21 protein-coding genes and 1 pseudogene are annotated in these 25,869 nt (G+C 69.5%); 11 read left to right on the top strand and 11 right to left on the bottom strand.

The window, feature by feature from the left end; all coding sequences use genetic code 11:
* Positions 1-71: 71 nt before the first annotated feature.
* Positions 72-3,017 (bottom strand): bifunctional diguanylate cyclase/phosphodiesterase, encoded by a 2,946-nt coding sequence (locus BMZ38_RS11945; RefSeq protein ID WP_091337765.1) that lies wholly within the window; start codon positions 3,015-3,017, stop codon positions 72-74.
* Positions 3,018-3,235: 218 nt separating this feature from the next.
* Between BMZ38_RS11945 and dinG the strand changes: the two genes are divergently transcribed.
* From dinG to BMZ38_RS11980, 7 genes are all read left to right on the top strand, one after another.
* Positions 3,236-5,341 carry an ATP-dependent DNA helicase DinG gene (gene dinG / locus BMZ38_RS11950; RefSeq protein WP_091337768.1) on the top strand — a complete coding sequence of 702 codons (2,106 nt, stop codon included), beginning with the start codon at positions 3,236-3,238 and terminating at the stop codon, positions 5,339-5,341.
* Between the two features lie 31 nt (positions 5,342-5,372).
* The gene (locus BMZ38_RS11955; protein WP_091337772.1) at positions 5,373-5,930 is read left to right on the top strand and encodes a HutD/Ves family protein; all 558 of its coding nucleotides are present in this window, start codon (positions 5,373-5,375) and stop codon (positions 5,928-5,930) included.
* An 87-nt stretch (positions 5,931-6,017) separates the two neighbouring features.
* Positions 6,018-6,605 (top strand): NnrU family protein, encoded by a 588-nt coding sequence (locus BMZ38_RS11960; RefSeq protein ID WP_091337776.1) that lies wholly within the window; start codon positions 6,018-6,020, stop codon positions 6,603-6,605.
* A 73-nt stretch (positions 6,606-6,678) separates the two neighbouring features.
* Positions 6,679-6,876 carry a hypothetical protein gene (locus BMZ38_RS11965; protein WP_091337779.1) on the top strand — a complete coding sequence of 66 codons (198 nt, stop codon included), beginning with the start codon at positions 6,679-6,681 and terminating at the stop codon, positions 6,874-6,876.
* 28 nt (positions 6,877-6,904) lie between these two features.
* Positions 6,905-7,525 (top strand): DUF938 domain-containing protein, encoded by a 621-nt coding sequence (locus BMZ38_RS11970; RefSeq protein WP_091337783.1) that lies wholly within the window; start codon positions 6,905-6,907, stop codon positions 7,523-7,525.
* 128 nt (positions 7,526-7,653) lie between these two features.
* Positions 7,654-8,199: a lipocalin family protein gene (locus BMZ38_RS11975; RefSeq protein WP_091337786.1), complete on the top strand. Its 546-nt coding sequence runs from the start codon at positions 7,654-7,656 to the stop codon at positions 8,197-8,199.
* Between the two features lie 132 nt (positions 8,200-8,331).
* Complete coding sequence (locus tag BMZ38_RS11980; protein ID WP_175483767.1) at positions 8,332-8,676, top strand: YchJ family protein; 345 nt, start codon at positions 8,332-8,334, stop codon at positions 8,674-8,676.
* A gap of 76 nt (positions 8,677-8,752) precedes the next feature.
* Here the strand turns inward: BMZ38_RS11980 and ligB are convergent, their stop codons facing one another.
* The 4 genes from ligB to BMZ38_RS12000 form a co-directional block, all read right to left on the bottom strand.
* Positions 8,753-10,438 (bottom strand): NAD-dependent DNA ligase LigB, encoded by a 1,686-nt coding sequence (gene ligB / locus BMZ38_RS11985; RefSeq protein ID WP_091337793.1) that lies wholly within the window; start codon positions 10,436-10,438, stop codon positions 8,753-8,755.
* A gap of 289 nt (positions 10,439-10,727) precedes the next feature.
* The gene (locus BMZ38_RS11990) at positions 10,728-11,483 is read right to left on the bottom strand and encodes an NRDE family protein (protein WP_091337796.1); all 756 of its coding nucleotides are present in this window, start codon (positions 11,481-11,483) and stop codon (positions 10,728-10,730) included.
* 94 nt (positions 11,484-11,577) lie between these two features.
* Positions 11,578-14,433, bottom strand: coding sequence for a TonB-dependent receptor plug domain-containing protein (locus tag BMZ38_RS11995; protein ID WP_091337801.1), 2,856 nt, complete (start codon positions 14,431-14,433; stop codon positions 11,578-11,580).
* Positions 14,434-14,683: 250 nt separating this feature from the next.
* A complete protein-coding gene (locus BMZ38_RS12000; protein ID WP_245747268.1) occupies positions 14,684-16,789 on the bottom strand; it encodes a TonB-dependent receptor family protein in 2,106 nt (701 codons plus the stop codon).
* Positions 16,790-16,902: 113 nt separating this feature from the next.
* Between BMZ38_RS12000 and BMZ38_RS12005 the strand changes: the two genes are divergently transcribed.
* On the top strand, positions 16,903-18,075 hold the full coding sequence (locus tag BMZ38_RS12005; RefSeq protein ID WP_091337805.1) for a murein hydrolase activator EnvC family protein: 1,173 nt from the start codon (positions 16,903-16,905) through the stop codon (positions 18,073-18,075).
* Positions 18,076-18,167: 92 nt separating this feature from the next.
* A complete protein-coding gene (locus BMZ38_RS12010; RefSeq protein ID WP_091337808.1) occupies positions 18,168-19,511 on the top strand; it encodes a S41 family peptidase in 1,344 nt (447 codons plus the stop codon).
* 191 nt (positions 19,512-19,702) lie between these two features.
* On the opposite strand, the gene tatC is transcribed toward BMZ38_RS12010, so the two are convergent.
* From tatC to BMZ38_RS12030, 4 genes and pseudogenes are all read right to left on the bottom strand, one after another.
* Positions 19,703-20,458: a twin-arginine translocase subunit TatC gene (gene tatC, locus BMZ38_RS12015; RefSeq protein ID WP_091337812.1), complete on the bottom strand. Its 756-nt coding sequence runs from the start codon at positions 20,456-20,458 to the stop codon at positions 19,703-19,705.
* Entirely contained in the window at positions 20,445-20,909 is a 465-nt protein-coding gene (tatB, locus tag BMZ38_RS12020; protein ID WP_091337815.1) for a Sec-independent protein translocase protein TatB, read from the bottom strand. Before tatB ends, tatC begins: the two co-directional genes overlap by 14 nt.
* Positions 20,910-20,927: 18 nt before the next feature.
* Positions 20,928-21,173, bottom strand: a complete 246-nt coding sequence (gene tatA, locus BMZ38_RS12025; protein ID WP_091337819.1) for a twin-arginine translocase TatA/TatE family subunit — start codon at positions 21,171-21,173, stop codon at positions 20,928-20,930.
* Positions 21,174-21,246: 73 nt separating this feature from the next.
* A pseudogene (locus BMZ38_RS12030) lies at positions 21,247-21,930 on the bottom strand (lipid-binding SYLF domain-containing protein); the annotation flags it as partial.
* Positions 21,931-22,039: 109 nt separating this feature from the next.
* Between BMZ38_RS12030 and hemH the strand changes: the two are divergent.
* Positions 22,040-23,089, top strand: a complete 1,050-nt coding sequence (hemH, locus tag BMZ38_RS12035) for a ferrochelatase (RefSeq protein WP_091337825.1) — start codon at positions 22,040-22,042, stop codon at positions 23,087-23,089.
* Between the two features lie 166 nt (positions 23,090-23,255).
* Here hemH and BMZ38_RS12040 read toward each other — a convergent pair whose 3' ends face one another.
* Both BMZ38_RS12040 and BMZ38_RS12045 read right to left on the bottom strand, forming a co-directional pair.
* The gene (locus BMZ38_RS12040; protein ID WP_091337829.1) at positions 23,256-23,675 is read right to left on the bottom strand and encodes a hypothetical protein; all 420 of its coding nucleotides are present in this window, start codon (positions 23,673-23,675) and stop codon (positions 23,256-23,258) included.
* Positions 23,672-24,865, bottom strand: coding sequence for a class I SAM-dependent methyltransferase (locus BMZ38_RS12045; protein WP_091337832.1), 1,194 nt, complete (start codon positions 24,863-24,865; stop codon positions 23,672-23,674). Before BMZ38_RS12045 ends, BMZ38_RS12040 begins: the two co-directional genes overlap by 4 nt.
* Positions 24,866-25,191: 326 nt before the next feature.
* Here BMZ38_RS12045 and BMZ38_RS12050 point away from each other — a divergent pair, with 326 nt between their 5' ends.
* The gene (locus tag BMZ38_RS12050; RefSeq protein WP_245747269.1) at positions 25,192-25,851 is read left to right on the top strand and encodes a hypothetical protein; all 660 of its coding nucleotides are present in this window, start codon (positions 25,192-25,194) and stop codon (positions 25,849-25,851) included.
* Positions 25,852-25,869 lie beyond the last annotated feature (18 nt).

The raw sequence follows: 25,869 nt of genomic DNA on the forward strand, positions 1-25,869 counted from the left end.
ACCTTGCCCAATGTGAAGCCCTCTCCCCGAAGGGGAGAGGGCGCAAAGGCGGCGCCGGCGGTGAGGCTGGCTTACTCCGCGTCGCGTTCGCGCACCCGCCACTGCCCGATCGGCGCCGGGCGCCCGAGCAGGTAGCCCTGGCCCAGCTCGCAACCCATCTCCAGCAAGGCCTGTCTCTGCGCAGGCGTCTCGATGCCTTCGGCGATGACCTGGATGCCGAGCGCCCGTGCCAGCGCCAGGATGGCGGCGACCACGGTGGTCGCGGTGGTGTGTTCCTCCTCGCCCAGCGCATGCACGAAGGCGCGGTCGATCTTCAACATGCGCAGCGGCAGCGAGTGCAGGTAGCTCAGCGAGGAATAGCCGGTACCGAAGTCGTCCAGCGCCGCGCCTACGCCGATCGCGCGCAGGCGTTCGAGCATCGCGCGCACCTGCTCGGGGTTGTCCAGCAGCGAGCCCTCGGTGACCTCCACGATCAGCCGCCAGGGCGGCAGCCCGGTACGTTCGAGCAGGTGCACCAGGCGCGCGTCGAAATCGCCGTGCCGCAGGTGCAGCGCGGAGACGTTGAAGGTGAGGAAGGTGTCCTCGTCCGGCAGCTGCAGGAAGCGCTCGCAGCCGCGCTCGAACAGCCGCCAGTCGATCGCCTCGATGTGCCCGCTGTCCTGCGCCACCCTGAGGAAATCGGCCGGGCCGAGCACGCCCAGCAGCGGATGGTTCCAGCGCAGCAGTGCCTCGTAGCCGACCACCGCGCCGTCCTCGAGCCGGCAGAACGGCTGCAGGTAGGGCTCGAACTCGTCGCGCTGCAGCGCCTGGCGCAGCTCGCCCTCCATCGTCAGCACGTCGACCACGTTCTTGGCCAGCGTTTCGTCAAACAGCTCGTAGCGGTTGCGGCCCTGTTCCTTGGCCCGGTAGAGCGCGATGTCCGCGTCGCGCAGCACCTCGTCGGCGGTGGTGTAGGTGTTGTCGCCGATGGCGATGCCCATGCTGGCCGAGGGTGCCAGTTCGCGCCCGGCGATCTGCAGCGGCACGCTCAGCGCCTCGAGCACGCGCTGCGCCACCGCCATCGCGGCGGCCGGAACCTCGATGTCCTCCAGCAGGATCGCGAACTCGTCGCCGGACAGCCGTGCCACCACGTCCGGCTCGCGCACGCAGTCGTGCAGGCGCTGCGCGATCGCCTTGAGGAAGTTGTCGCCGGCCAGGTGGCCGAGGCTGTCGTTGATGACCTTGAAGCGGTCCACGTCCAGGTAGAGCAGTGCGCAGCGGCGACCCGGCTCGCGCTGCAGGATCGCCAGCACGCGTTCGAGCCGATCGCGCAGGAAGCCGCGGTTGGGCAGGCCGGTCAGCGCATCGTGCATCACCTCGTGCTTGAGCTGGTCCTGGATGCGCTCTCGCTCGATGATCTCCTGCCGCAGCTCGGAGGTGCGCTCGGCCACGCGCAGTTCCAGCTCGGCGTAGGCACGCTGCAGCGAGGCGGCGGCGCGCCGGCGATGGATGCTGTTGGCGATCTGCATCGCCACGAACGTGAGCAGCTCCTGGTCGGCCTGGTCGTAGTCGACCGACAGCGTGTAGCTCTGCACGGTGACCAGGCCGATCACCTCCTCGTCGACCCGCAACGGCACGCCCAGCCAGCACACCGCCGGACGGCCCACGCGGAGCAGGTCGATCTCGCCCTGCGCGGCCAGCGACGCCATGTCTTCGTGGAAGCCCAGCAACGGCCGGCCGGTACGCAGCACGTATTCGGACAGGCCGCGCCCGAGCGGGCGTTCCTGCGCCTTGCGCACGCCGGCGTCGACGTAATAGGGAAACACCAGGTTCTTGCGGTCGTCCGAGAGCAGCGCGATGAAGAAGTTCTCCGCGTTGATCAGCTCGCCGACCACCGCGTGGGTGTGCTCGTAGAACTCGTTCTCGTCGATGTCGGCGGTGGCCAGCTGCGCCAGGTGGAACAGCGTGGCCTGCAGCCGCTCGGCGCGCTGGCGCTCGAGCACTTCCTGCTGCAGGCCGCGGTTGGCGGCGGCCAGCTCCTGCGTGCGCAGGCGCACGCGCTCCTCCAGTTCGTCCTTGCTCTGCTTGCGCTCCAGCGCAGTGAGCACGTGGCTGCCGACGAATTCCAGCAGCGCGCGGTCGTCCTCGGAGAAGCCGATGCCGGCCTGGTAGCTCTGCACTACCAGCGCGCCGTGCACCTGCCCGTCGCGCAGCATCGGCACGCCGAGCCAGTCGATCGCTTCCGGGCCGGAAGGCGCGAAGGTGCCGGTCACCTGGCGGCGGATCGCCTCGAGGCTGCCCATCAGCGCCTTGCCGCCGGTGAGCAGGTGCCAGGTCATCGAATTGCGCAGGCTTTCCAGCGGCACGTCGTGGCTGGTATCCGGCGCGTCGGTATCCTCGACGTCGGCGTAGTAGAGGAAGCGCATCGTGCCCTGCTGCGGATCGCTGCGCACGATGAAGAAATTCTCGCCGTACATCAGCGTGCTGATGATGCTGTGGATGCGCCGCAGCATCTCGGGCATGTCCAGGTCCGATCCGGCCAGGTCGGAAATGGCGAACAGGGCGCGCTGCAGTGCCTCGGAGCGGACCAGCTGCTTGTGCGAGTCCTCCAGGTCGGCCAGCCTGATGGACCGCCGCAGGTGCACGCCGGCCAGGTCGAGCAATGGCTGCAACTGCGCCAGCAAGGCTTCGCCCGCCTGGCCGCGTTCCAGCTGCAGCAGCATGACGGCACGTTCCTGCAAAAGCAGGCGCAGCGCCAGCTCGTTGCCCTCGATCAGGGCGCCTGCCGGGTCGAGGGCAAGCCGCGCGTGGAGCTGGCCGATGCGCTCATGGTCCACCGCGCGTGCGCCACTGCTGTAAGCGCGCGACAGGCCGGTACTGGTCCAGGCCACGGTGACGTCGCGGCAGCCGGTCAGTGCCTGCGCAAAGCTCGCGATGACCTCGGCGACCTCGGTGGGCGTGGTGGCCCCGACCAGCCGGGTCAGCCAGGCCTCCTGGCCATCGCGCGGCGGCGGCAGGGGCGTGGCGCGAACGTTCACGCGCGCGCGCCTCGCCGGTCCGCGCAATCGCCGTAGCGACCGGCGCGGCGACGCCCCCGCCCATTGCAACCGTGCCGCTTCATGGGAATAGCGTACCGTCCTCGCTCATGCCCGCCGTTGATGCTTACCACAAGATCGGCCGCCGTGACCGTATCTTGAATCGCGTGGATGCGATGCAGGCGCGCCCTGCATCGACCGGCGGCCGGTAGAATCGCGCCATGCTCACCGACGCCACCAAGGACGCGATTCGCGCCGCGTACGCGCGCCTGAAGGAAGGCCTGCCCGGCTTCCGCCCGCGTGCCGCGCAGGGGCGGATGATCGCCGAGGTGGCCAAGGCGCTGGCGGCCGAGGGCGGCGCGGCGGCGATCGAGGCGCCTACCGGCACCGGCAAGTCCATGGCCTACCTGATCGCCGGCATGGAAGTGGCGCGGGCACAGAAGAAGAAGCTGTTGATCGCCACCGCCACGGTGGCGCTGCAGGAGCAGCTGGTCGAACGCGACATCCCGCTCTATCTCAAGCTCGCCGGGCACGAGGCCAAGGTGGCGCTGGCCAAGGGCCGCGGCCGCTATCTGTGCCCGCGCAACCTGGCCATGGCGCGCCAGAGCATGGGCGCGGAGGCGGGACAGCTAGGCCTGGGCTTCGACGCGGATCTCGCGCTGTGGTCCAAGCCGCCGGCCGAACGCGACAAGCAGGCGCTGTCCAAGCTGGCCGGTGCGTTCGAGCGCGGCGAGTGGAACGGCGACATGGATGCCGCGCCCGAACCGGTCGGCGACTTCCTCAGGCCCATGCTCACCACCAGCGCGGGCGGCTGCACCGGCCGCAAGTGCATCCACTTCATGAACTGCCCGTTCTTCGCCGCGCGTCGCGCGGTGGCGGACGCCGAGCTGATCGTCGCCAACCAGGACCTGGTGCTCGCCGACCTCACCATGCCCGGCGAGGACGAGGGCTGGGGCGGCGTGATCCTGCCCAAGCCCGCCGAGACGGTGTACGTGTTCGACGAGGCGCACCACGTGCCAGCCAAGGCGATCGACCGCGGCGCCGCCGAGGTGTACCTGGGCGCCAGCGTGCGCCAGTTGAGCCGCCTTGCACGGCAGGTGCACGCGGCCTATTCGCTTACCGACAAGGAATCGCTGGGCAAGCTCTCGCTGGACGCGGGCGACGCCAGGCTGCAGGAACTCAGCGACGGGCTGGAGGAACTGGAGAAGGCGATCCGCCTGGCGTGGCTGCCCGACCCGGGCGAGAGCGAACCGATCTACCGCGGCTCGCTCGGCCAGCTGCCGGAGGACTGGGTGACGCAGTCGCAGGCATTGCACGCGCAGACCGCCGAGATCCAGCGCTGGCTCACTGCCGTGCGCCGCGCGGTGGTGGAAATGACCGATGGCGGTCCGACCCAGGAAGCACTGGCGCGCGAGCTGGGCATGGCGCTGGAACGGCTGGACCGGCAGGAGCGCACCTGGCGCGCCTGGGCCGGCGACGATGCCGACAACGCGCCACCGCTGGCGCGCTGGGTCACGCTCGCTGGCGACCAGCAACTGGTGTGCCACGCCTCGTCCGTTTCCGCCGGCGGCCTGCTGCGCCACGTCCTGTGGGGCAACGCCAGCGGCGTGGTGCTGACCTCGGCGACCTTGAGCGCGGGCGGCAACTTTCGTGGCTTCGCCGATGCGGTGGGGTTGCCGAACGACGCCGTCACGCTGAGCCTGCCCTCGCCGTTCGACCTGGCCGCGCAGGCGCGGCTGGAAGTGCCGGCGATCGACGTGCTGCCCGACGCGCGCGAAGCGCACGCGCAGGCCATCTGCGACTGGCTCGCCGATCACCTGGACTGGGCCGCAGGCAACCTGGTGCTGTTTACCTCGCGCGCCAAGCTCGACCGCGTGCTGCAAAGGCTGCCGATCGACAAGGTGCGCAAGGTGCGCGCGCAAGGTTCGCTCGGCAAGGCGCAGCTGATCGCCGAGCACATTGCCGACGTCGAGTCGGGCAAGGGCAGCACGCTGTTCGGCCTGGCCTCCTTCGGCGAAGGCCTGGACCTGCCCGGCAAGCTGTGCGAGACGGTGGTGATCACCCAGTTGCCGTTCGCCGTGCCGACCGATCCGGTCGGCGCGACCTATGCCGAATGGCTGGAATCGCGCGGGCGCAATCCGTTCCTGGAGGTGAGCATTCCCGAGGCCACCCGGCTGCTCACGCAGTACTGCGGCCGCCTGATCCGCAGCGAGACCGACCGCGGGCGCATCGTGCTGCTGGACCGTCGCGTGGTCACCAAACGCTACGGCGCCGGCATGCTGCGTGCGCTGCCGCCGTTCCAGCGGGTGATCGAGCACGTCGCCTAGGGCCGCAGGCCAGTCACCTACAATCGGCGCCATGCCGATCCTCCATCTGCACGACTGCCCCGCCCGTCCCTGGAAGAATGGCCGGGGCCGCACCCGCGAACTGGCGGTGCAACCGCCCGCCGCCGGCATGGACGACTTTCTCTGGCGCGTGAGCGTGGCCGAGGTCGACAGTGCCGCGCCGTTCTCCGCCTTCCCCGGCATCGACCGCACCATCGTGCTGCTCGACGGCGAGGGTTTCAGCATGGCGATGGACGACGGCCGCGTGCACGCGCTGACCGAACCGTTCGCGCCGTTCGCCTTTCCAGGGGAAGCGCAGGTGGCGGTGACGCTGGCCGGCGGCCCCACCCGCGACTTCAACCTGATGACCCGCCGCGGCCGCGTGCGCGGACAGGTCTGCATCTGGCGCGAGCCCATGGATGCCATCCTGCATCCGCATACCGTGCTGCTCTACTGCGCGCGGGGCCGGCTGCAGCTGGACGACGACGTGCTTGTGGCCGGCGATGCCTGGTTGCGGGCGGCGACGGCGCCGGCGCAACTGGAACTGGCCCCCGGCAGCGCGGTGCTCGTGGTGCTTGCCAAGCCCGGCTGAAGCAGCTCGCACCCGTTGGCGGCCGCCGTCACGGCAACTCGCCGGTGCGCGCCTATGATCCGGACTCCGATCCGAGGGAGAACCGCGATGCAGCTGATGATCTACGGTCTGTTCGTCTTTCTCGGCGTACACGCGCTGCCCCTGTTCTTTCCGCACTGGCGCCAGCGGCAGATCAAGCGCTTCGGCGAGCGGCCGTGGAAGGCGCTGTTCGCCCTGGTGGCACTGGCCGGGCTGGCGCTGGTCTGCATCGGCTTCGGGCGGGCGCGGCAGTTGCCCCTGGCACTGTATGTGCCGCCGCTGGCACTCGTTCACCTCAATGCGTTGTTCACCCTGGTCGCCTTCGTGCTGGTGGCGGCGGCGTACGTGCCGCGCAACCACATCAAGTCGGTGCTGGGCCAGCCAATGCTGCTGGGCGTGCTGGTGTGGGCATCCGGCCACCTGCTCGCTACCGGCATGCTGTATGACGTGGTGCTGTTCGGCGCGTTCCTGGCGTGGGCGCTGCCGATGGCGGTCTGGCTACGCCAGCGCGATCGCCTGACCGGCATGCGCTACCCGCCCGCCACGCTGCGGGGCGATGCGCTGGCGGTGGCCATCGGCGTGGTGGCCTGGGCGGTGTTCGCGTTCTGGCTGCATCGCTGGCTGATCGGCGTCGACCCGATGCCGGGCATGCATTGAGGTGTCGTGAGTCATCTACGCGGCAGCCCCGGCGCGCGCTAGAGTCGACATTCCCACCACCCGAGGACAGGTCATGGTCGGTTTCCTGCTCTGGTTGCTGCTGCTCGTGTTCTGCTGGCCGCTCGCGCTGCTGGCGCTGGTGCTCTGGCCGATCGTCTGGCTGGTGTCGCTGCCGTTCCGACTGGTCGGCATCACCCTGCACGCGGTGTTCGCCTTCCTCGGCGCACTGCTGATGCTGCCCGCCCGCGTGCTGCGCGGCCGCCCGGCCTGAACCGCTCGGCCTGAGCCGACCGCTTGGCATGGACAAGCCGTTCGCACCCGCCTGCGAACGCAATCGCGAGCCCATCCTGGGTGTGCTGGGCGAGGCGTTTGCGCATTGCAGGCGCGTGCTGGAGATCGGCAGCGGCACCGGCCAGCATGCGGTGCATTTCGCCGCGGCGATGCCGTGGCTCCAGTGGCAATGTTCCGACCGCGCGGCGCAACTGCCCGGCATCCGTGCATGGCTGGCCGAAGCCGCGCTGCCGAACACGCCTGCGCCGCTGGAGCTCGACGTTGCGGGTGCCTGGCCGTCCGCTCGCTACGACGCGGTGTTCAGCGCCAATACGCTGCACATCATGGGCTGGCCGGAGGTCGAGCGACTCTTCGCACGCCTGCCGGAGATAACCAGCGACGCTGCGGTGCTGGCGATCTATGGGCCGTTCAATCGTGGCGGGCGCTACACCAGCGACAGCAACGCCGGGTTCGACCGCGCGCTGGCGGCGCGCGACCCGCGCATGGGCCTGCGCGATGCCGAGGCGGTGGACGCCTTGGCGCAGGCTGCCGGTTTCGGCCTGCTGCAGGACCACGCCATGCCGGCCAACAACCGTTGCCTGGTGTGGCGTGTCTCCGTGCCCCGAACGCGTCCTTCGGGCCTGGCTTAGCGCGGGCTTGTCGCTACCTTGCGTGGAAGCGCCTGCATCTGTTGCCGGCACTGCGCGTTCTGCGGTTGACGCCGGATTGATTGCTTCGCGTGCTTCATGGGCGTTCTTTCGTGCACCCAGGGAGCAGCATGCGCCAGCACACAGGCAGGCGGCCGCCACAGCGCCCATCGAGTACCGGCAACCTCGGATCGCGTGGCGTCGAAGCCGTGCCCTGGCTGGACCTGGACCGCTTCCTCGGCCGCTGGCATGGCGTGGCCTGGCTGCCTTTGCCGTTCCAGCGGCGGTGCGCTGGTGAACTCACGCTGGAATATGCCTCGCGCGACGACGGCCTGATCGCGGTGCACAGTGCCTGCCGTGCGGGTGATGGAAGCATGAGCGAAGTGCACGGCGTGATGCGCCAGCCCGAGCGGTTGCGCGAACCGGCCAAGCTGCAACTGCGCTTCGCCCCGGCGTGGCTGGAACGGCTGCGCTTCGTGTGGAACGAGCACTGGGTGATCGGCCTGGACCGTGACTATCGCTGGGCGGTGATCGGCGAACCGCAGCGGCGCTACCTGTGGATCCTCGGCCGCGATGCGCGCATGGACTACCACCTGTTCGAGGAGCTCAAGGGGATCGCCCGACGCATGGGTTACGACCTCGCGCCACTGCTGCTCTCGCGCCAGCGCGTGGATTGAGCGACGCTGGCGCATTGCAATTTCCCGCCGAGTCGGCAGGATGGCCATAGCGTCCTGCCAGATACCTGCCCTCACAACGTGCGCGCCGTCGACACTCTCACGCCCTGTCCCTGCGGTAATACCGTCGGTTACATGCACTGCTGCGGTCCGCTGCACGAGGGTTCACCCGCACCGACGGCCGAGGCACTGATGCGCTCGCGCTACAGCGCCTACGTGCTCAAGCGAGAGGATTACCTGCTGGCCACCTGGCACCCCAGCACGCGCCCGGCACACCTGAAGCTGGCCACGCAGCAACCGGCACCGAGCTGGCTCGGCCTGTCGGTCAAGCGCCACCAGCACGGTACCGGCGAAGCGGTGGTCGAGTTCGTCGCCCGCCTGCGCTATGGCGGCGGGCGCGCACAGCGGCTGCACGAGGTGAGTCGGTTCGTGCGCGAGGACGGGCGCTGGTATTACGTCGACGGCGAAATCCTCGCCTAGGGTTGCTGGCCCGCTGCAGCGAATTGCTCCATCGCGCGGTACGCGCTGTCGCCGATCCGCGGACACCCAACGCGGTTCAGAAGCCCGCCACGCCAGCCGCGTGCAATCGCACAGCCAGCGCCACCACGTCCGGATGATGAAAGAAGGCGTGCAACCGGGAAGCACGGCCGGGGCCGACGCCCGGCTCGCCCTCCCAGTCGGCGGCGCTGCGGCCGGCCAGCGTGGCCCAGTCGGGCAGCGAGGCCTTGCCGGCCGGCGGCATGCCCAGCGCGAGCAACCAGCGGTCGAAGCTTTCCGTGCGTGCATGCGTGAATGCCTGCACCAGACGCACGGCACGTGCGGAACCCACGCCCTGTACCGCCGCCATTTGCGTGGGCGTCAGGCTCAGCCAGTCGAGCAGGCTTGGCATCCGTCCGGCGTCGATGAGCGCGCGCCAGGTGGTTTCGCCCATGCCGTCGAGGCGCAGCCCCTGCCCTCCGCCGAGCCAGACAAGCCGCGCAAGGAACTGGCGCCGGCAACCGGCTTTCGGGTGCCAGCAATCCAGGCCATCGCGCCCGGCCTCCTCGGGCACGGCAACGGCGGCGCGTTCGCGCGTGCGCCACACCACGGCGTCGAAACGCGGGATGGTGAGGCCCGCCAGCGAGATCGATACCTGGTCGCCCGGCCGCGCGTCGAGCCTGCGCCAGTGCGCCAACGAACCCACGCTGACGCGCTGCACCGTGCGGTCGTCCAGCACCACCGGCTCCAGTTCCAGCACGACGCTGACGCCGCCGCGCCGCCCGCGGCGGAAGTCCACCGCACGCACGGTGGCCAGCGCCTGGGCGGGCGGGTACTTCCAGGCGACCGCCCAGTCCGGCGGTGCCGGCTGCCAGTCGCGGGCATGCGGCCGATGCCCTTGCCGCAGCACGGTGCCGTCGGTGGCAAAGGGAAGCGCCTGACGGTACCAACGCTCGCGCCACTGCCGTACCCCGGCCAGGTCGTGCACCGGGTGCGTCAGTGCGGCACTGGCGCCCAGGCCCATTGCCTGCAGGCCGGTCAGGCGCGCGTGCATGTCCGCGGGACCGCTGGGCCAGTCCCACACGAACAGTCCGATGCGCGAGGCGGCCTGCGCATCGAACGGTTCGCGCGCGAGCGCGCCGGCGACGTCGGCCCGCGCACGCACGCCGCCGTCATGCGCCTGCCGGTGCCCGGGCAACCACCAGACCAGTTCACCCTGCAGCACCACGCGTGCAGGCGCATGCGGCAGGCGCTTTGGTACCGCGTCGATGCGTTGCACCTGCCGTGTCCAGTCGGAGCCGTGCAGCCCATCCCCGCGGCTGACCGCCTGGCGTAGTCGTCCATCGACGTACAGCAGGGTTACCGCCACGCCGTCGGCCTTGGGTTGCACCCACAGGTCGCGGTTGTCGCGGGCCGCCATCCAGGCCTGCACGGCCTTGGCATCCGGCAGCTTGGCCAGGCCGGTCTGCGCCACCGGCGTGCGCACCGGGCCGCTGGCATCGGCCAGGTGCGCCAACGGCGGCGGTGCCTGCGCGGGAAAGCAGGCGCGCCAGCCTTCGTAGCGGGCGAGCGCCTGGTCGTAGATCGCATCGTCGACCGGCGAACGGCCTTCGGTGCGGTAGGCGTGGTTCCAGCCGTCGAGCTGATCGTGCAGGGCCTGCAATTCGTGCGCGGCACGCGGTGCATCCCAGGCCGGGCATGCGGCCATGCACGGCCTGGCCAGCAGCCATCCGGCCAGCATCCACCAGTGCGATCCCTGTCGCATCGAGCGTTCCCTCGCGTGGGCAAGTTACACACCGTAGCGACCGGGCCAGGCGGATAGCAGGGGCGTGGGCCGGTCGTTCGCGTAGGGTGCGCCCGATGCACGGGCGAGCCGATGCCTACGTGCAACCCGAAGCTTCTCCCCGCCCGGATGCGGGTGAAAAGCCGGGGCTCGCAGAGTGGGTGTGCCCGGCGAGAAGGCAAGGCACGGGAGTCTGTTCGCCAGAGCGGCCCCACCCCAGCCCCCGGCATGGAGAGGGAGCAAAGGCAGTGCGACGAAGCAGGACCCGCTCCTACCAAGCCGTTTCCAGCTGGCCGTATGGGCGTCCGTTTGGCCCGAACCGCCGCTCGACGATCCGCCCGTGTCCGGCATGGTCGATCGCCACCACCGTACTGGCGCGCGTACCGTAGTCGGCACCCCGTATGAAAGCCGCCGATAGCCAGCGCTCGCGTTCGATGCCAACGCCCGTATCGGGCAAATCGCCATCAAGGGCTGGGCGCTCGTCCGCCAGTGCATCGAACAGCGGCGCGAAGTCATCGGCCGCCCTGTCTTCCAGCCACGCCTGCAGTCGCGCCATCAGCTGCCGCGTCTTCGGCCAGGGCGTGTTGAAATCGGCGTTGGACAATCCATGCACGCCGGGCGTGACGGCCTGCGCTCGCGGCACGGGCCGGTTGCCCAGGTAGAACGCATCGTGCGCGTCGAAGGTGAGCAGGTTGAACGGACGGTATTGCCCGGCGACCTCGCTCAAGGCCTGTGCGTGCACGGTGGCACCGGCCTCGCCACGCAGGAAATCGGTCACCAGCCAGCCGCGCGAAAGGCCGGCCTGCGGATCGCGCGGGTCGCGCACGTTGGTGACCGTGGCGCAGCGCCCGCCCGGGTTCACACCCAACCAGGTGCCGCCCGCCTCCAGGTCGCGACCGGCGATCACCGGCGCGTCGTCCCAGCGTGCCAGCGGGGCACTGGGACGGGCGTGGTATTCGTCGCGGTTGCCCGCCAGCAGCAAGCGCCAACGCGGGTGGGCGTTCCAGGCGAAGGCGATCAGGCACATGAGCAGCTCGGGTGGGAAGAAAGATTCCATTGTCGCGAATAAAGAACGGCGCGCCAGAAACGGCGCGCCGTCCCGGGAACCCACGGCGGGAAGGTCACATCTTGTATTTCACGCCGACCGTGTAGAAGCGTCCGACCATACCCATCTGCGACCAGGTCGGGTTGTAGTTGACCCCGGCATAGTTCGCCGGATCGAACGGCGCTCGGCGATTGAGCGCATTGAGGACCGACGCATAGACCGAGAAATGGTCGTTGAAGTCGTAGTTGCCGGTCAGGTCGAACTGCGTCCAGGCGCCGACGTGGCAGCTGGGCGGGTACGGGTTGCCGGCATCGTCGGTGGAGATGCATCCCTCGCCGGCGTCGGGCGAGGTCATGCTGATGCCGCTGGTGTAGTACAGCGTGCCGGTGATCGTGGCCGGGCCGAACATGAAGCTGTTCGACCAGGTCGCGCGGTCGCGCGGCGTACCCGCACCGGAGGACACCGCATAGACGCCGTGCGTGCCGACGAAGCGCTGCACCGTGCCGTCCTGCAGGGTGAGGTTCCACTCGAAGATGCGCGTGGCGCTGAACTCGCTGCGCAGCTTCAGGTTGTCACCGAAGGTGAAGTTGCCGATCAGGTCCAGGTCCACGCCCTTGGTCTGCAGCGAGTTCTGGTTGACGTAGGGCGCCTGCACCACCACCGGCTTGGGCAGCAGCGTCGGGTGCTCCGGATCGGGCACGTCGGGGACGATCGCCGAACCCGGTGGCAATGGCGTACCGGCGAAATAGGCATCGAGCACCGCTTGCGGATCGAACTGGCCGATCACCCCGGTCTTCTTGATGTCGTAGTAGTCCACCGAAGCGCTGAACTGGTCGCTCGGCTGCCACAGCACGCCAAAGGTCCAGCTCTTGGATTTCTCCGGCCGGATGTTGGGATTGCCGATGGTGTCGAAGGCCAGGCCATAAGGACGCGTGTAGGCGTCACTGCCGTGGGCGGCCACGTAATCGTCCGGCAGGTTATAGGTGGCGAAGCCTTCCGATTCGCTGGAGCCATTCTCGGCGAAGCTCGGGGCGCGGAAACCCTTCGACCAGGTGCCGCGGATCGCCAGCGACTCGATCGGCTTCCACTTGAAACCCACCTTGGGCGAGAAGTTGCTGCCGAAGTCGGAGTACTTGTCATAGCGACCGGACACGTCCACTTCCAGCGACTCAAGGAACGGTGCGTCCAGTTCGACGTAGGCGCCCTTCACCGTGCGCTTGCCGAACGTGTGCGCCACGCCCAGGCCTTGCGCTGACAAGCCGGGATTGAGGTCCGGATCGGACTGCTTCTCGCGGCGCAGGTCGACGCCCGTGGCCAGTCCCAGCGAGCCACCCGGCAGGTCCCACAACAGACGCGTGACGTGGAAGTCCAGCGACTGCAGGTCGGTAGTCGACTTCTTGTGCAGCACCGGCGCCAGCTGGGCGAGCAGTTCGGGCGAGTTCTGCGACGGATCGACGAAGTTGTACGTGCCGTTGTTGACCGCACTGATCAGCGCGGCGTAGTTGAGGAAGCCGTAGTTGTTCACGTCCAGCGAGCTGTGGTTGATCACCAGCGCGCTGTCGTAGTTCCACTCGCCCCAGACGCCATGGATGCCGCCGACCACGCGAACGTTGTCGTTGACGTTCTTCGCGCCGCCGGGGATGCCGCCGAAGGCATAGGTGATCAAGGCCGGCTGGGTGGGGAACGGATCGTTCGGATTGTCCGAGCCGTCGGGCAAGGTCGCCGGCAACACGATCGAGCGCGTGTTCACCGGCGTGCCGGCGCGGATCTGCGGCGGCACGGCCGCGGCCTCCACCTTGTTGTGGTAGTAGCTGCCGCTGACGTAGGCCTCGCTGTTGTCGCCCACCTTCACGGTCAACCGACCGTAGGCGCCCACGCGCTCCTGCTTGGGCGCCAGGTCGACGTAGTCGGCAATCTGGTTCTGCTCGCAACCGCTGCCCAGGTCGTTGCTGACCAGCCTGGTCCCCGCTCCGCAGGGAACCAGCGGCTGCCACAGGGCGCCTGGGACCGCGGTCCCGGTCTGCTGGCCGCCCGGGCCCGGAAGGCCGGGAACCGCCGGCTGCACGATGGGGACGATCGAGCCGGTGTTGAAACCGGGCTGGCCCCAGTTGAGGTCGCTGCCGCCGCCGGGGCTAAGGTCCGTCGTGTTGTAGGGATAGCTGCGGTCGCGCGCCCAGATGCGGTCGTCCTTCTGCGCCTCGACACTGCCGTAGGCGTTCCAGCCGTCCTTCTGCAGGTCGCCGCCACCGAACAGGAGCGTGACGCGCCGCGTGGTACCGCCGCCGCGTTGCGAGGTACCGATTTCGGCCGTGCCCTCCAGGCCCTTGTAGTCGTGCTTGAGGATGATGTTGACCACGCCGGCGATCGCGTCGGCGCCATAGAGCGAGGAAGCGCCGTCCTTCAGCACGTCGATGCGTTCGATCGCGTTGACCGGGATGGTGTTGAGGTCGACGAAGGTGCGCTGGCCGTCATCGGCCAACGGATAGTTGGTCGAGCGGCGACCGTCGATCAGCACGAGCGTGGAGTTGACGGTCAGGCCGCGCAAGGCGACACCGGCCGAGCCCGCGGCGAAACCCGCGGTGAACGCGGTCGGGATCGAGCCGCTGTTGTCGGCCGATATCGCACGCACGACGTCGCTGACGGTCTTCAGGCCGCTGCGCTGGATCTGCGCCGCGGTGATCACCGTGACCGGCGAAGGCGTCTCCGCGTCGATGCGCGGAATCGCCGAACCGGTGACGGTGATGGTCTGCAGTTGCTGCGCCTGTTGGGGGCTGGTCTGCTGCGGGCTGGTCTGCTGCGGGTTCGCCTGCTGCTGGTCCTGCGGCGGCGGCACGGCGCCGGCGGTGTCGGCAGGCGGGGTGGTCTGGGCGTGAACGTAACCTAGAGGCGTCAACAGCAAAGCCAACGCCGTAGCGAGCTTGTTGGGCTTCATGACTCGATCCTCGGTTGTGGGGATGCGCAATGCGCCCGAGGTCTAGCGGTATTTGTGTGCGCCGCCAGCACTGCGGGCGAGGGGAATTGCGCGAGGTGAGTCTTCCACTTTCCAGCGCCGCTTACAAGCACTTAACCCCGCGCACCGACTTTCGATACATGTGGCCCGCTGGCACGGCTTATGCCTCTTGGCAACGGCCGTCTGCAGGCTGGCTGGCGCCTTCTTGGCATGGATGTCTATACCGCCAGACTTACATGTCCAGGCGCATGCCGATCAGCACGCTTCGGCCGGGTGCCGGCTCGTAGTAGCGGCCGTTGCCGTCGTTGACGATCACCGAGCCGACGGTCCGCCGGTCGAACAGGTTGTCCACCCGCACGATCAGATGCATTCGCGCTTCGCCCAGCGCGATTCCATAGCCGACGTCGACACCCGTACGCACGTAACCCGGTGCAACCGCGCTGTTGCGGTCGTCCACCGGCACCGCGCCGACGCCTTCGAGTTCGAGCCCACCGCGCCAGCCCAGGTCGCCCCCACGTTCCAGGCGCAGCGAGCCGTAGCGATCGGGTACGCCGGGAACTCGGGTGCCTGCCGGTACCGGCAGGTCCGGCACCCGGCAGGGCGTGGCGGCGCAGGCGAGGAAGCCGGTGCGGAAGCGCGCCTGCAGCCAGGTCATGCCCAGCCGCAGGCGCCAGCCGTCGCCGAGCTCGCCGTCGAGCGACAGTTCCGCGCCCTGGCGGCGGCTGCGTCCCACGTTGCGATAGGTGGAACGGCCGCCGTAGTTGCTTGCCACCGCCAGTTCGTCGCGACTGTCCGCACGGAACAGCGCCAGTTCCACCTGCAGGTCGTCGCGCGTACGCCATTTCAGCCCGAGTTCGCCGCTGCGGCTGCGCACGGGACGCAGGTCGAGCGCCAGCCCGGCCTGGCCGTCGCGCCGGTAGCCGAGCTCGTTGAAGGTCGGCGTCTCGAAGCCTTCGCCGTAGCTGGTGTAGAGCCTCAGCGCCGTGCTCGGCCGGTAGTCGATACCGGCCACCGGCGTGGTCGCCCGGTAGCGCGTGCGGCCGCTGTCGTCGGGATTGCCCGCCGTGAGGTAGCGATCGGACGCGCGGAACGTCACCACACTGTGCCGCGCGCCCAGCAGCAACGACCAATGAGGGGCGAGGCGCCAGTAGAGCTGCGCATACTGGTCGAAGGCATGCACGCGGTCGAGCTCGTTGCGGCGCAGCGCGCCCTGCACGCCGAGCGCGTCGCCGACGAAGTTCTCGTAGCCGCGCCGGTGCTGGTCCTGCGCATCCCAGCTTGTCCCCAGGACCAGTTCCAGTGGACGTCCGAAGAGCCGGCCGCGACGCGTCCAGCGAGCATCGGCGCCGCCATAGCCACCATCCAGGTCGACCACGCCGCCGGCGCTGAGCGGGCTTTGCTGCGCCGCCGGCGGGATCGCCAATACCTGGGTGACGCCGCGCCGCCCGCCATATCCCATCAGGCGCACGTCCTGGCGGTCGCCCCGGGCTTCCCAGACCGCCCCCAGCTGTTGCTGCTGCAGACGCTTGCGCGTGTCGAAGGCGAATGCCGCCTCCACTGCCTGGCGCGGATCGGCCCGCCACTGGTCACGGGTCAGGCCGAGCGGATCCTGCGCCTGCGGCTGCGCCAGCGTGTTGGCTACCACGGTGAGCGTGCGGCCCTCTCCGAGATCGAAAGCCAGGCGCGCATTGCCTGACGTCCGCTGCGCACGGCTGTGCGCACGATAGCCGTCGGTGCGGAAATGTCCCAGGGCCACGCTGTAGTTGAGTGGACCGGCGATGCCCCGCGCCGCGCCACCCAGGCGCAGGCTGGCGTCGGCACCGGCGTAGGCTTCCAGCGTACGCTCCGGCACCGGGCCGCCTTCGGCGCTCCATAGCTGCACCACGCCACCGGACGAGTTGCCGTACAGCGCCGAGAACGGCCCACGCAACACTTCCACGCGGTCGGCCGCCGCCAGCGCGAAATGTGAGACCTGGCCTTGCCCGTCCGGCATCGTCGCGGGAATGCCATCGGCATACAGACGCACGCCGCGTACACCGAAGCTGGCACGCGCGCCGAACCCGCGGATCGACAATTGCTCATCCTGCGCGTAGTCCTGCCGGTCGCGCGCGAGCACGCCAGGCACGCCGGTCAGCACCTCGGACAGGTTCACGCCGGGCTTGCCGTCCGCGCCGGCGCGCACCGGCACGCTGGACAGGGCGGCTGGCAGGTCGAACAGCGGGATGTCCAACCGCATCGCCGGCACCGGCACCGGTGGCAGTTCGGTGACCGTTTGCGCCGCCACCGCCAGTGGCAGCCAGGCGGCTGCGATCGCGCCCCACGCTCGAACCGTTCCCATTGCACCGCCTGTCCGCCGCCGGCCGGCCATGGTAGCGCCCCAACGTGCACGCGCTGTCTGGGGTTGGGCTAAAGGCCACCCTACGCGGCGTCCGCTTCGGGGATAATCGATGCATGCGCCGTCCTTCCCTTCGTGCCCTCGTCCGCCTGCTGGCCCTCGTCGCACTGGCTACCGCGATGCCCGCCGTCGCGCAGGACAGCTCCGGCCAGCAGGCCCAGGCCAGGCAGCAGCTGACCGAGCTGCGCAGCAGGATGGAAGCGCTCGCCCGCGAACAGGCACAGACCGCCGCCCACCGCGACAGCGCCAACGCCGAACTGGCCCGCCAGGCCAACGCTCTGGCCGAGGCCGCCCGCACGCTGCGCGAAGCCGACGCTGCGCTCACCGCCAAGCAGCAGCAGCTCGACCAGCTGCAACAGCAACGTGCAGGGCTCGACCAGCGGCTGGCCGGGCAGCGTGCGGCCATTGCCGACCTGCTGCGCGCCACCTACACGCTAGGCCGCGGCACCGACTTGCGCCTGCTGCTGGGTGACCAGGACCTGGCGCAGATCGCACGCGCCCTCGCCTATTCGAAGTATTTCCAGCAGGACCGCGCCGCGCGCGTCGCCGAACTGATGGGCGAACTGAGCCGCCTGCAGCAAGTGGAAGCCGACATCACTGCCGAACAACAGGCGCTGGCCGCCACCCGCGCTGAGCGCGCCGACAAGGCACGGGCGCTGGCGGCGCAGCGCGCGGCACAGCAGAAGCTGGTCGCGCAGGCGAACGCCAAGTACAAGGACGAGGCCCAGCGCCTGGCCGCGATGAAGCGCAACGCACAGTCGCTCGACCAGCTCGTCGACAAGCTGCAGCGCGCCATCGACCAGGCAGCACGCGAAGCGGCACGCCGTTCGCAGGCCAGCCCGGCCGCGCCCAGCCGCGCCGGCGGCAAGGCCGACATCCGCGGCAACCTGCCGTGGCCGGCGGCCGGCGCCGTGGTCAGCTACGGCAACGGCGTGCTGATCAAGGCCGCCGGCGGCAGCGAAGTGCACGCAGTGGCCCGCGGCCGGGTCGTCTACGCCGCCTTCCTGCGCGGCTATGGCCTGCTGGTCATCCTCAACCACGGCGACGGCTGGCTGAGCATGTACGGCAACAACGAAAGCCTGCTGCACGGCGTCGGCGACCAGGTCGAAGCCAGCGAAGCGATCGGCACTGCCACGCCGCCGACGGGCATCAACACCGGCGTGTATTTCGAACTGCGCCACGACAACAAGCCGGTCGACCCGCGCGGCTGGCTGGCCAAGCGGCGTTGACGGACCGCTTACCGCCGCGCAGGCTGGGAATGCCCCTTGAACGACTGCGCCCGCGCGCGGTCGAAATCCGCCGGACCACCAGGAGTTTCCGCATGCAACCGTTCCCCCGTGCCCTGGCCTGCGCCGTGACCGCCGCGCTGGCGTTCGCGCCATTGCATGCGCAGGACGCGCCGGCCGCCGCCACGAGCGCGGGCGTGCCCGCCGCCGCGGCCAGCGCGCCCGATCCGGTCGACCTGGACGACGTGCGCAATTTCAGCCGCGTCTACGAGGTAATCCGCCAGGCCTACGTCGAGCCGGTCGACAACAAGACCCTGATGAAGGCCGCCATCAGCGGCATGCTCAGCGGGCTGGATCCGCACAGCGAATACCTCGACAAGCAGGGCCTGGAGCAGCTCTCCGAAGACACCACCGGCCAGTACAGCGGCCTGGGCATCGAGGTGCTTGAGGTCGACGGTGCACTGCGCATCATCGCGCCGATCGACGACACGCCCGCTGCGCGGGCCGGCATCAAGCCGGGCGACACCATCGTCAAGATCGACGGCAAGGCGGTCGACCCGGAAAACGTCGACGACATGTTCCGCCGGCTGCGCGGCGACCCGGGCAGCAAGATCACCCTCACCATCCTGCACGAGAAGAGCGACAAGCCGATCGACATGCACCTGGTGCGCGAGCGGATTTCGGTCACCAGCGTGAAGCTGCGCGAACTGCAACCCGGCTATGCCTACATCCGCATCAGCCAGTTCCAGGAGGACACCGCCGGCGACCTCGAGAAGAAGTTCGCCGCCTACGTGGCCAAGCACGGCCAACCGAAGGGAGTCGTGCTCGACCTCCGCTCCAATCCCGGCGGCCTGCTGACCTCGGCAGTGGCGACCAGCGACGACTTCCTCGATGCCGGCGGCATCGTCAGCACGCGCGGCCGGCTGGCCGATTCCAACCTCAAGTTCACCGCACACCCGGGCGACCTGCTCGACGGCGCGCCGATGGTGCTGCTGGTGGACAACGGCACCGCCTCGGCGGCCGAGATCGTCGCCGGCGCGCTCAAGGACAACCGCCGGGCGCTGATCGTGGGCCGGCGCACTTTCGGTAAGGGCGTGGTGCAGACCGTGCTGCCACTGGATGCCGACCACGCGGTCAAGCTCACCACCGCGCGCTACTACACGCCCAACGGTACCTCGATCCAGGCCGAAGGCATCAAGCCCGACATCGCGCTGGCCGACCTCACCGTCAATCCCGCCGACAACGGGCCGGAGCTGATCAACTCCGAAGCGGACCTCAAGCACCACCTGGCCAACGAGAACACCGCCTCCGGCCAGGACATCGACAACGACGGCAGTGCCGAGAACGCCAAGCTCGCCACCGAGGACTACGCGCTGGCGCAGGCGTTGAACATCCTCAAGGGGCTGGCGCTGGGGCATCCTGCGAGTGCGGCGAAGTAGCGCCTTTCCCTCTCCCCCGGCTTTCATCAAGGATGGGGGAGAGGGCTGGGGTGAGGGTCGGGGCTCGCCCGAAACTCTAAGGGGGTGGTGGCTGCTCCAAGAAGGCACCGGCTCACCACATTCCCCGCAAGCCTTGTACCCCTCATCCCAACCCTCTTTCCAAAGGGCGAGGGAGCTAGAAGCTGCAGGGATTACTCCGTCGCCTCGCGCGGCTTGACCAGCCAGCGCACCGCCAGCACGCCCAGTTCGTAGAGCAGGCACATCGGCACCGCCAGCATGATCATCGAGGTGATGTCCGGCGGCGTGATCACCGCCGCGATGGCGAACGCGCCGACGACGGCATAGCGGCGCACGCTGCGCAGCTTGGCCACGTCGACCACGCCCACCGCCGCCAGAATCACCACCGCCACCGGCACCTCGAAGCACAGGCCGAAGGCAAAGAACATCAGCATCACGAAATCGAGGTAATGCGTGATGTCGGTCATCATCTCCACGCCCGCGGGAGTGACCGCGGTGAGGAATCGGAACGCCGCCGGCAGCACCAGGAAATAGGCAAACGCGCAACCGATGTAGAACAGCACCAGCGCCGCCAGCAGCAGCGGCCGCGCCAGCCGCTTCTCGTGCTTGTACAGGCCCGGGCTGACGAATGCCCACAGCTGGTAGAGGATCACCGGCATGCTGATGAACAGCGAGGTGTAGAAGGCCAGCTTCAACGGCGTGATGAACGGGCTGGCCACTTCGGTGGCGATCAGGTGCGCGCCCTGTGGCAGGCGGGCGACCAGCGGCTGGGCCAGCAATGAGTAGAGGCGGTTGGCGAACGGGATCAGCGCCAGCAGCACGATCAGCACCATGGCGCACGCCTTGAGCAGGCGCGAGCGCAGTTCGATCAGGTGCGAAAACAGGCCCTGCTGCAGGTCGAGCTGAGGTTCGGGCTCAGGCGAGGCCATGCGGGTGTTCCTTCACCGGGGCGTGCTCGGGATCCTCGGCGAACAGGTCGCCGGTGCGGGTATCGCGTTCGGGTGGCGGGGCGTCGAACAGGTCGGCCTCGGCCCCCGTCTCGTCCGTCAGCTGCGGCAGCGGTTGGTCTTCCAGCTCCACCGGTGCCTCGTCTGCCGGTACGGCAGTGACCACGCCGACCGCTTTGCGCACCTCGCGCGCCGTGGCATTCATCTGCTCCTGCGCCGCTTCGGCGCGCGCGGCGGCTTCGCGGGCGGTACGCTTGATTTCCTCTACCTGGAGTTCGCGCTCGACCTCGGCGCGCACGCTTTCCCAGGTGCCGCGCATGCGCCGCACCAGCGCGCCGGCAGTGCGCGCCGCGCCAGGCAACTTCTCCGGGCCGAGCACGAGCAGCGCGATAAGCGCCAGCAGCAGCAGCTTGCCGAAGCTGATCTCGATCATCGCCGCGCCACCGCGCGCCTACTTGGTTTCGCTGGTGTCGCGCGCCTTGCTGGCCGTGCTGTCCGCGGGCGGCGGATCGGCGCGAAGCTGTTCCTGCGTCTTGCGCTTGGCCTCGTCCTCGTCCTCGTCACCCTGCATGGCCTTCTTGAAGCCGCGCACGGCGTTGCCCAGATCGGGGCCGATCTTGGAGAGCTTGCTCGTGCCGAAGATCACCAGCACCACGATCAACAGGATGATCCAATGCCAAAAACTGTCCAGACCCATGACTTCAAACCTCTGACGGACCGCTGTCCGAAAACCGTTGGGTTGCCAGGCGCTAATGCCAGCAACGGGATCAACGCGCAGTGTACTCCTCGAGCTGGTCGCGGAAGTCCACGACCGGGCCCGGCACGTTGCTAACCCCTCCCTCGAAGATGCGCCTGGGCGTAATGCCCGCGCCGTACGCCGCCGCGTTGGCGTCATAGTCGATGCGCAGCACCGAGCCGTCCAGCGCCACCCCGGCGAACAGGCCGCGCGAGCGCGAGTAGGAATAGATTTCGGCCTTCATCTGCGAGTCGGTGGCGGCGCTGGCGGTGCGGCCGACCGGCCCGGCCGCGGCCGCCGCATCGGCGCCGATCGTGAACTTGCCGTCGACGATCGAATCGACCCCGCGCTGGGTACGGAACACCAGCACCACGTCGGTCGAGGACACGCCCGCCTGGAAGCCTACGCTGCCACCGGTCAGGGTGATGAAACTGGGGTTGGACCAGGTGCCGTCGGGACTCTTCACCGAGATCAGGCCCTCGCCGCGGCGGCCGCCGAAGATGAAGCCGGCCTTGACCATGTCCGGGATCACCGCGATCGCCTTGGCGTCCTGCAACAGATCCTTCGGGATCGCCTTGTCCGGCGCCTGCATGATCTCACGCAACACACGCACGGCGTTCTGCGCGCGCACCAGCGGCGGATCCTCCGCATGGGCTGCCATCGCCGGCAGCAGCAGGGCCAGCGCGATCAACGACCAACGACGCAATGCCTTGAACATGGGGGGTACTCCTTCCGCAGGGGATGCTTTGGGGGTGCGGCAACGGCGCCGGCGGCGCGCCCGGCGGCCTGTGGCAGACTCCATCGCCTCCACGCCGCCTGCTGCCACCATGCCACAGCCCGACCACTATACCGGCCCTTCGGACCACGCCCGTGACCGGAACGTTCAGGCAGGCGCCGCCTGCGGGACCGGCGTGCTGCTGGTCAACCTGGGCACGCCCGCGGCGCCGACGGCGCGCGCGCTCAAGCCCTACCTGGCCGAGTTTCTTTCCGACCGGCGCGTGATCGACTACCCGCGCTGGCGCTGGTGGCCGATCCTCAAGGTGATCCTGGCGATCCGCCCGCGCCGCTCGGCGCACGCCTATACGCGGATCTGGACCGAAGCCGGCTCGCCGCTACGCGTGCTGAGCGAGGCATTGGCCACCGCGTTGCAGGCCGAACTCGCCGGCCAGGCGCGCGTGGCGCTGGCGATGCGCTACGGCGCGCCGTCGGTGGCCACGAAGATCGCCGAACTTCAGGCGGCCGGCGTGCGCCGGCTGCTGGTGCTGCCGCTGTACCCGCAATACTCGGCCACCTCCACCGGCTCGGTGATCGACGCGGTGGCCGACGCGCTGAAGCAGCTGCGCTGGCCGCCGGAGCTGCGCCTGGTCAACGACTATCACGACGATCCGTTGCACATCGAGGCGCTGGCGGAGCGGATCGAACGCTGGTGGCAAGCCCATGGCCGCGGCGAGAAGCTGCTGCTTTCCTTCCATGGCATTCCCGAGCGCTACGTACGCCTGGGCGATCCCTACCTGGCGCAGTGCCAGGCGACCGCGGCGCGGCTGCGTGCGCGGCTGGGGCTGGATGAGGCGCAGGTGCTGCTGAGCTTCCAGTCGCGCGTGGGCCGCGAACCGTGGCTGCAGCCGTACACCGACGCCACCGTGCGCCGGCTCGCCGCCGAGGGCGTGCGGCAGCTGGACGTGGCCTGCCCCGGCTTCGCCGTGGACTGTCTGGAAACGCTGGAGGAGATCGCGATGCAGAATCGCGATTTCTTCCTTGCCGCGGGCGGGCAGGACCTGCGCTACATCCCCGCGCTCAACGATTCACCCGAGCAGGTGGCGGGCCTGGCTGCGATCGTCCGCCGCCACGCGCAGGGCTGGCCGGGCTTCGGCGCTTAGCCACCTCCGGCGATGGCTCAACGCGGGAGGCCGCAAGAACGGTCGGCGCACTTTTCGGGAGCCCGGGCCCAACGGAGCTGCTCTCCCAGGTCTGGCGTCCCGCCACGTCGCCTCGCACGCTCCACCGGTTGCTGCCGGCGGCTGCCGGCGCCGCGATCGCATGGAATCAGGAACGTGCTTGCGCCAAGCCGAGCCAGCGCTCGGCGCGCGTCAGCATGTCGCCCAGCGACGTCCGCAGCAGCAGCGCACCCAGTGCCAGGCCGAGCGCATCGGCGGCCCAGTCCCACACGCTCGCGTCTTCGGGGTCGTGCGGCCACTGCGCGCATTCGATGAGCAGGCCGAACAGCAGGCAGGCGGCCGCTGCAGCAAGGCGTTGGCGCGGCCGGTGGTAGAGGTTGCCCCACCAACCCATCAGCATGGCGAAGGCCAGCACGTGCAGCAGCTTGTCGCCCTGTGGCAGCGCCAGCGCCATCGCGTCGAGATGGCGGGCGGCCGGCAGTAGAGCGAAGGCGGCCACGGCCGCCATCAGTGCCACGCCCAGCACCAGCCAGCCGTGGCGCCACTGCGGTGCTGCGGTCGCCTTCAAAGCCGTCCGCCCTGGTCAGCGGCGAGCAGTTCGGCAGCCAGCGGCAGTACGTCCAGGCCGCGGGCGAACAACATCGCCTGGAAGCGCTCGCCCATCTGCTCCGGCATCGTCAACCGACGGACCTCCTGGGCCAGGCGGTGGCGCGCAAAGTCGTCGCCGGCCTGCGCATGGGCCTGCTCGAACGCCACCTGCAACCCGCTGGCGAGCAGGAGTTGCGCCTGCGGCAGGTAGGCCGCCACGCCGAATCCGGCGCTGTTGCCGGCTTCCGCCAGCGCGGTGAAGTCGACCGAGGCGGTCAGGTCGTTCAAGCCCGGCCAGTGCAGCGGATCGTTGTGCGCGTGGTGCCGGTAGTGCGCCATCAGCGTGCCGTCGCTGCGCTCGGGCAGGTAGTACTCGCGGCGCACGTAGCCATAGTCGACGAACAGCATCACGCCCGCGGAGAGGGTGCCGGCCACGGCCTGGACCCAGTACGGCAGTTGCGGCAGCACCTCGGAGCGATAGCCGTCGGCGAAGGGCTGGCCCAGGTCGCGTTCGAGGTGGCGCACGGCGCCGGAGACCAGTGCGTCGGCAGGGCGGTCGGTGCGCACCAGGCGCCCTTCGCCGTCGAGCGCCACGTGCTCCTCGTAGACCTCGCCCGCGCGCAGGGTGAAGCGCGTAGTAGGCAAGGCGTCGACCACTTCGTTGGCGAACAGCACACCGCGCCACTCCTCTTCGGGCGGCTGGTCCAGCCAGGCCACGCGCGCGTTGAGCGCAGCCGGCAACGCGGCGGCCAGGCGTTCGCGCTGGCGATCGCGCAGGTCGGCGCTGGGTTCCAGGATCAGGTAGCGGCGCGGCAGCGTGCCGGCGGCGCCGAAGGCGCGCAGCACGGCCTCGGCAAAAGCACCGCTGCCGCCGCCCAGCTCGAGGAAATCCGCCTCGCTGCCGAGCATCGCCAGCACCGGGTGCATCGCGTTGGCGATGCATTGCGCGAACAGCCCGCCCAGTTCCGGCGCGGTGACGAAGTCGCCGGCCTCGCCGAACTTGGTCTTGCCGGCGCTGTAGTAGCCCAGGCCCGGCGCGTACAGGCAGCGCTCCATGTACTGCGCGAACGGGATCGGGCCGTGCGCGGCGATCTGCGTGCGCAGCAGCTGCAGCAGGCGATCGGAATGGGCGCGTTCGTCGGGGCCGGGGTCGGGGAGTCGGGAGGCCATGGCTCGGGGATCGTGCAAAAGGTGCACAGGGTAGCCGATGCGGCGTGGGCACCTTGTCCCGCCCCGACGTTTGGGCGGATGCTGCAAGCAGACTGCAGTAGCGCCGACCGAGCGCGACCTGGTAGTGGCGCCCAACCTGTCCTGCAGCCAGAGCACGCCGAAGCGGTGCTCCCGCGCCGCCGCATCGAGCCGCGGAGGTGGTGTCCAGGTTGGCCGAGCCGTGGCGACTGGGCGGAGCCGCCGCCGCTGTCGCCAGGAGGACATGTGCCTTCGACCCGTTCACGCCCATCCGTCCACACTGGCGCCTTCCGCTTGGAGGACGAACCATGGCCGAGCTGCCGATCCAGATCCCCGCCGTGCCCGCCACCGCCGACCACGGCCGGATCGCCACGGCCATCCTCGACTTCGCCAGCCAGATCCCCGGCAGCCAGGTCCATCGCGGGCTTCATCCGGAAGCGAAGGCCAACGAACTGGCCCGCCAGGCCGCGCGCAAGGCGGCGCTCACCGCCGGCTCGCTGGCACTGCCGCCCGGACCGCTGGGCTGGCTGACCGTGCTGCCCGAGCTGGTGGCGATCTGGCGGATCCAGGCGCAGATGGTCAGCGACATCGCCGCGGCCTACGGCCAGCACGCCAGCCTGGGACGCGAGCAGATGCTCTGGTGCCTGTTTCGCCACACTGCGGCGCAGGCGTTCCGCGACCTGGTGGTGCGGATGGGTGACCGGCTGCTGTTTCGCCAGCTCTCCGCCACGCTGGCCGAGCGGGTAGCCCGGCGGATCGGCGTGAGCCTGTCGCGACGAGCGGTCGGTGCCGGCATTTCCCGCTGGCTGCCGGTGATCGGCGCCGCCGGCGTGGGTGCCTACGCCTGGTACGACACGCGCAGCGTGGCGCGCACCGCGATGGAGCTGTTCGGCAGCGGCAGCCTGATCCGCACCGAACCGGTCGGTGCCCCGGACGGCGCCATCGAACCAGACGACCTGCCGCCCTAGCGGTGACGCCCTGCCCGC

It is taken from the genome of Frateuria terrea, assembly GCF_900115705.1.
GTDB classification, from domain to species: Bacteria; Pseudomonadota; Gammaproteobacteria; order Xanthomonadales; family Rhodanobacteraceae; genus Frateuria_A; species Frateuria_A terrea.

Excerpts from the sequence above, each read along its gene's own strand:
- dinG (WP_091337768.1), top strand. The coding sequence starts at position 3,236 with ATGCTCACCGACGCCACCAAGGACGCGATTCGCGCCGCGTACGCGCGC.
- BMZ38_RS11955 (WP_091337772.1), top strand. The coding sequence starts at position 5,373 with ATGCCGATCCTCCATCTGCACGACTGCCCCGCCCGTCCCTGGAAGAAT.
- BMZ38_RS11960 (WP_091337776.1), top strand. The coding sequence starts at position 6,018 with ATGCAGCTGATGATCTACGGTCTGTTCGTCTTTCTCGGCGTACACGCG.
- BMZ38_RS11965 (WP_091337779.1), top strand. The coding sequence starts at position 6,679 with ATGGTCGGTTTCCTGCTCTGGTTGCTGCTGCTCGTGTTCTGCTGGCCG.
- BMZ38_RS11970 (WP_091337783.1), top strand. The coding sequence starts at position 6,905 with ATGGACAAGCCGTTCGCACCCGCCTGCGAACGCAATCGCGAGCCCATC.
- BMZ38_RS11975 (WP_091337786.1), top strand. The coding sequence starts at position 7,654 with ATGCGCCAGCACACAGGCAGGCGGCCGCCACAGCGCCCATCGAGTACC.
- BMZ38_RS11980 (WP_175483767.1), top strand. The coding sequence starts at position 8,332 with ATGCACTGCTGCGGTCCGCTGCACGAGGGTTCACCCGCACCGACGGCC.
- ligB (WP_091337793.1), bottom strand. The coding sequence starts at position 10,438 with ATGCGACAGGGATCGCACTGGTGGATGCTGGCCGGATGGCTGCTGGCC.
- BMZ38_RS11990 (WP_091337796.1), bottom strand. The coding sequence starts at position 11,483 with ATGTGCCTGATCGCCTTCGCCTGGAACGCCCACCCGCGTTGGCGCTTG.
- BMZ38_RS11995 (WP_091337801.1), bottom strand. The coding sequence starts at position 14,433 with ATGAAGCCCAACAAGCTCGCTACGGCGTTGGCTTTGCTGTTGACGCCT.
- BMZ38_RS12000 (WP_245747268.1), bottom strand. The coding sequence starts at position 16,789 with ATGGGAACGGTTCGAGCGTGGGGCGCGATCGCAGCCGCCTGGCTGCCA.
- BMZ38_RS12005 (WP_091337805.1), top strand. The coding sequence starts at position 16,903 with ATGCGCCGTCCTTCCCTTCGTGCCCTCGTCCGCCTGCTGGCCCTCGTC.
- BMZ38_RS12010 (WP_091337808.1), top strand. The coding sequence starts at position 18,168 with ATGCAACCGTTCCCCCGTGCCCTGGCCTGCGCCGTGACCGCCGCGCTG.
- tatC (WP_091337812.1), bottom strand. The coding sequence starts at position 20,458 with ATGGCCTCGCCTGAGCCCGAACCTCAGCTCGACCTGCAGCAGGGCCTG.
- tatB (WP_091337815.1), bottom strand. The coding sequence starts at position 20,909 with ATGATCGAGATCAGCTTCGGCAAGCTGCTGCTGCTGGCGCTTATCGCG.
- tatA (WP_091337819.1), bottom strand. The coding sequence starts at position 21,173 with ATGGGTCTGGACAGTTTTTGGCATTGGATCATCCTGTTGATCGTGGTG.
- hemH (WP_091337825.1), top strand. The coding sequence starts at position 22,040 with ATGCCACAGCCCGACCACTATACCGGCCCTTCGGACCACGCCCGTGAC.
- BMZ38_RS12045 (WP_091337832.1), bottom strand. The coding sequence starts at position 24,865 with ATGGCCTCCCGACTCCCCGACCCCGGCCCCGACGAACGCGCCCATTCC.
- BMZ38_RS12050 (WP_245747269.1), top strand. The coding sequence starts at position 25,192 with ATGGCCGAGCTGCCGATCCAGATCCCCGCCGTGCCCGCCACCGCCGAC.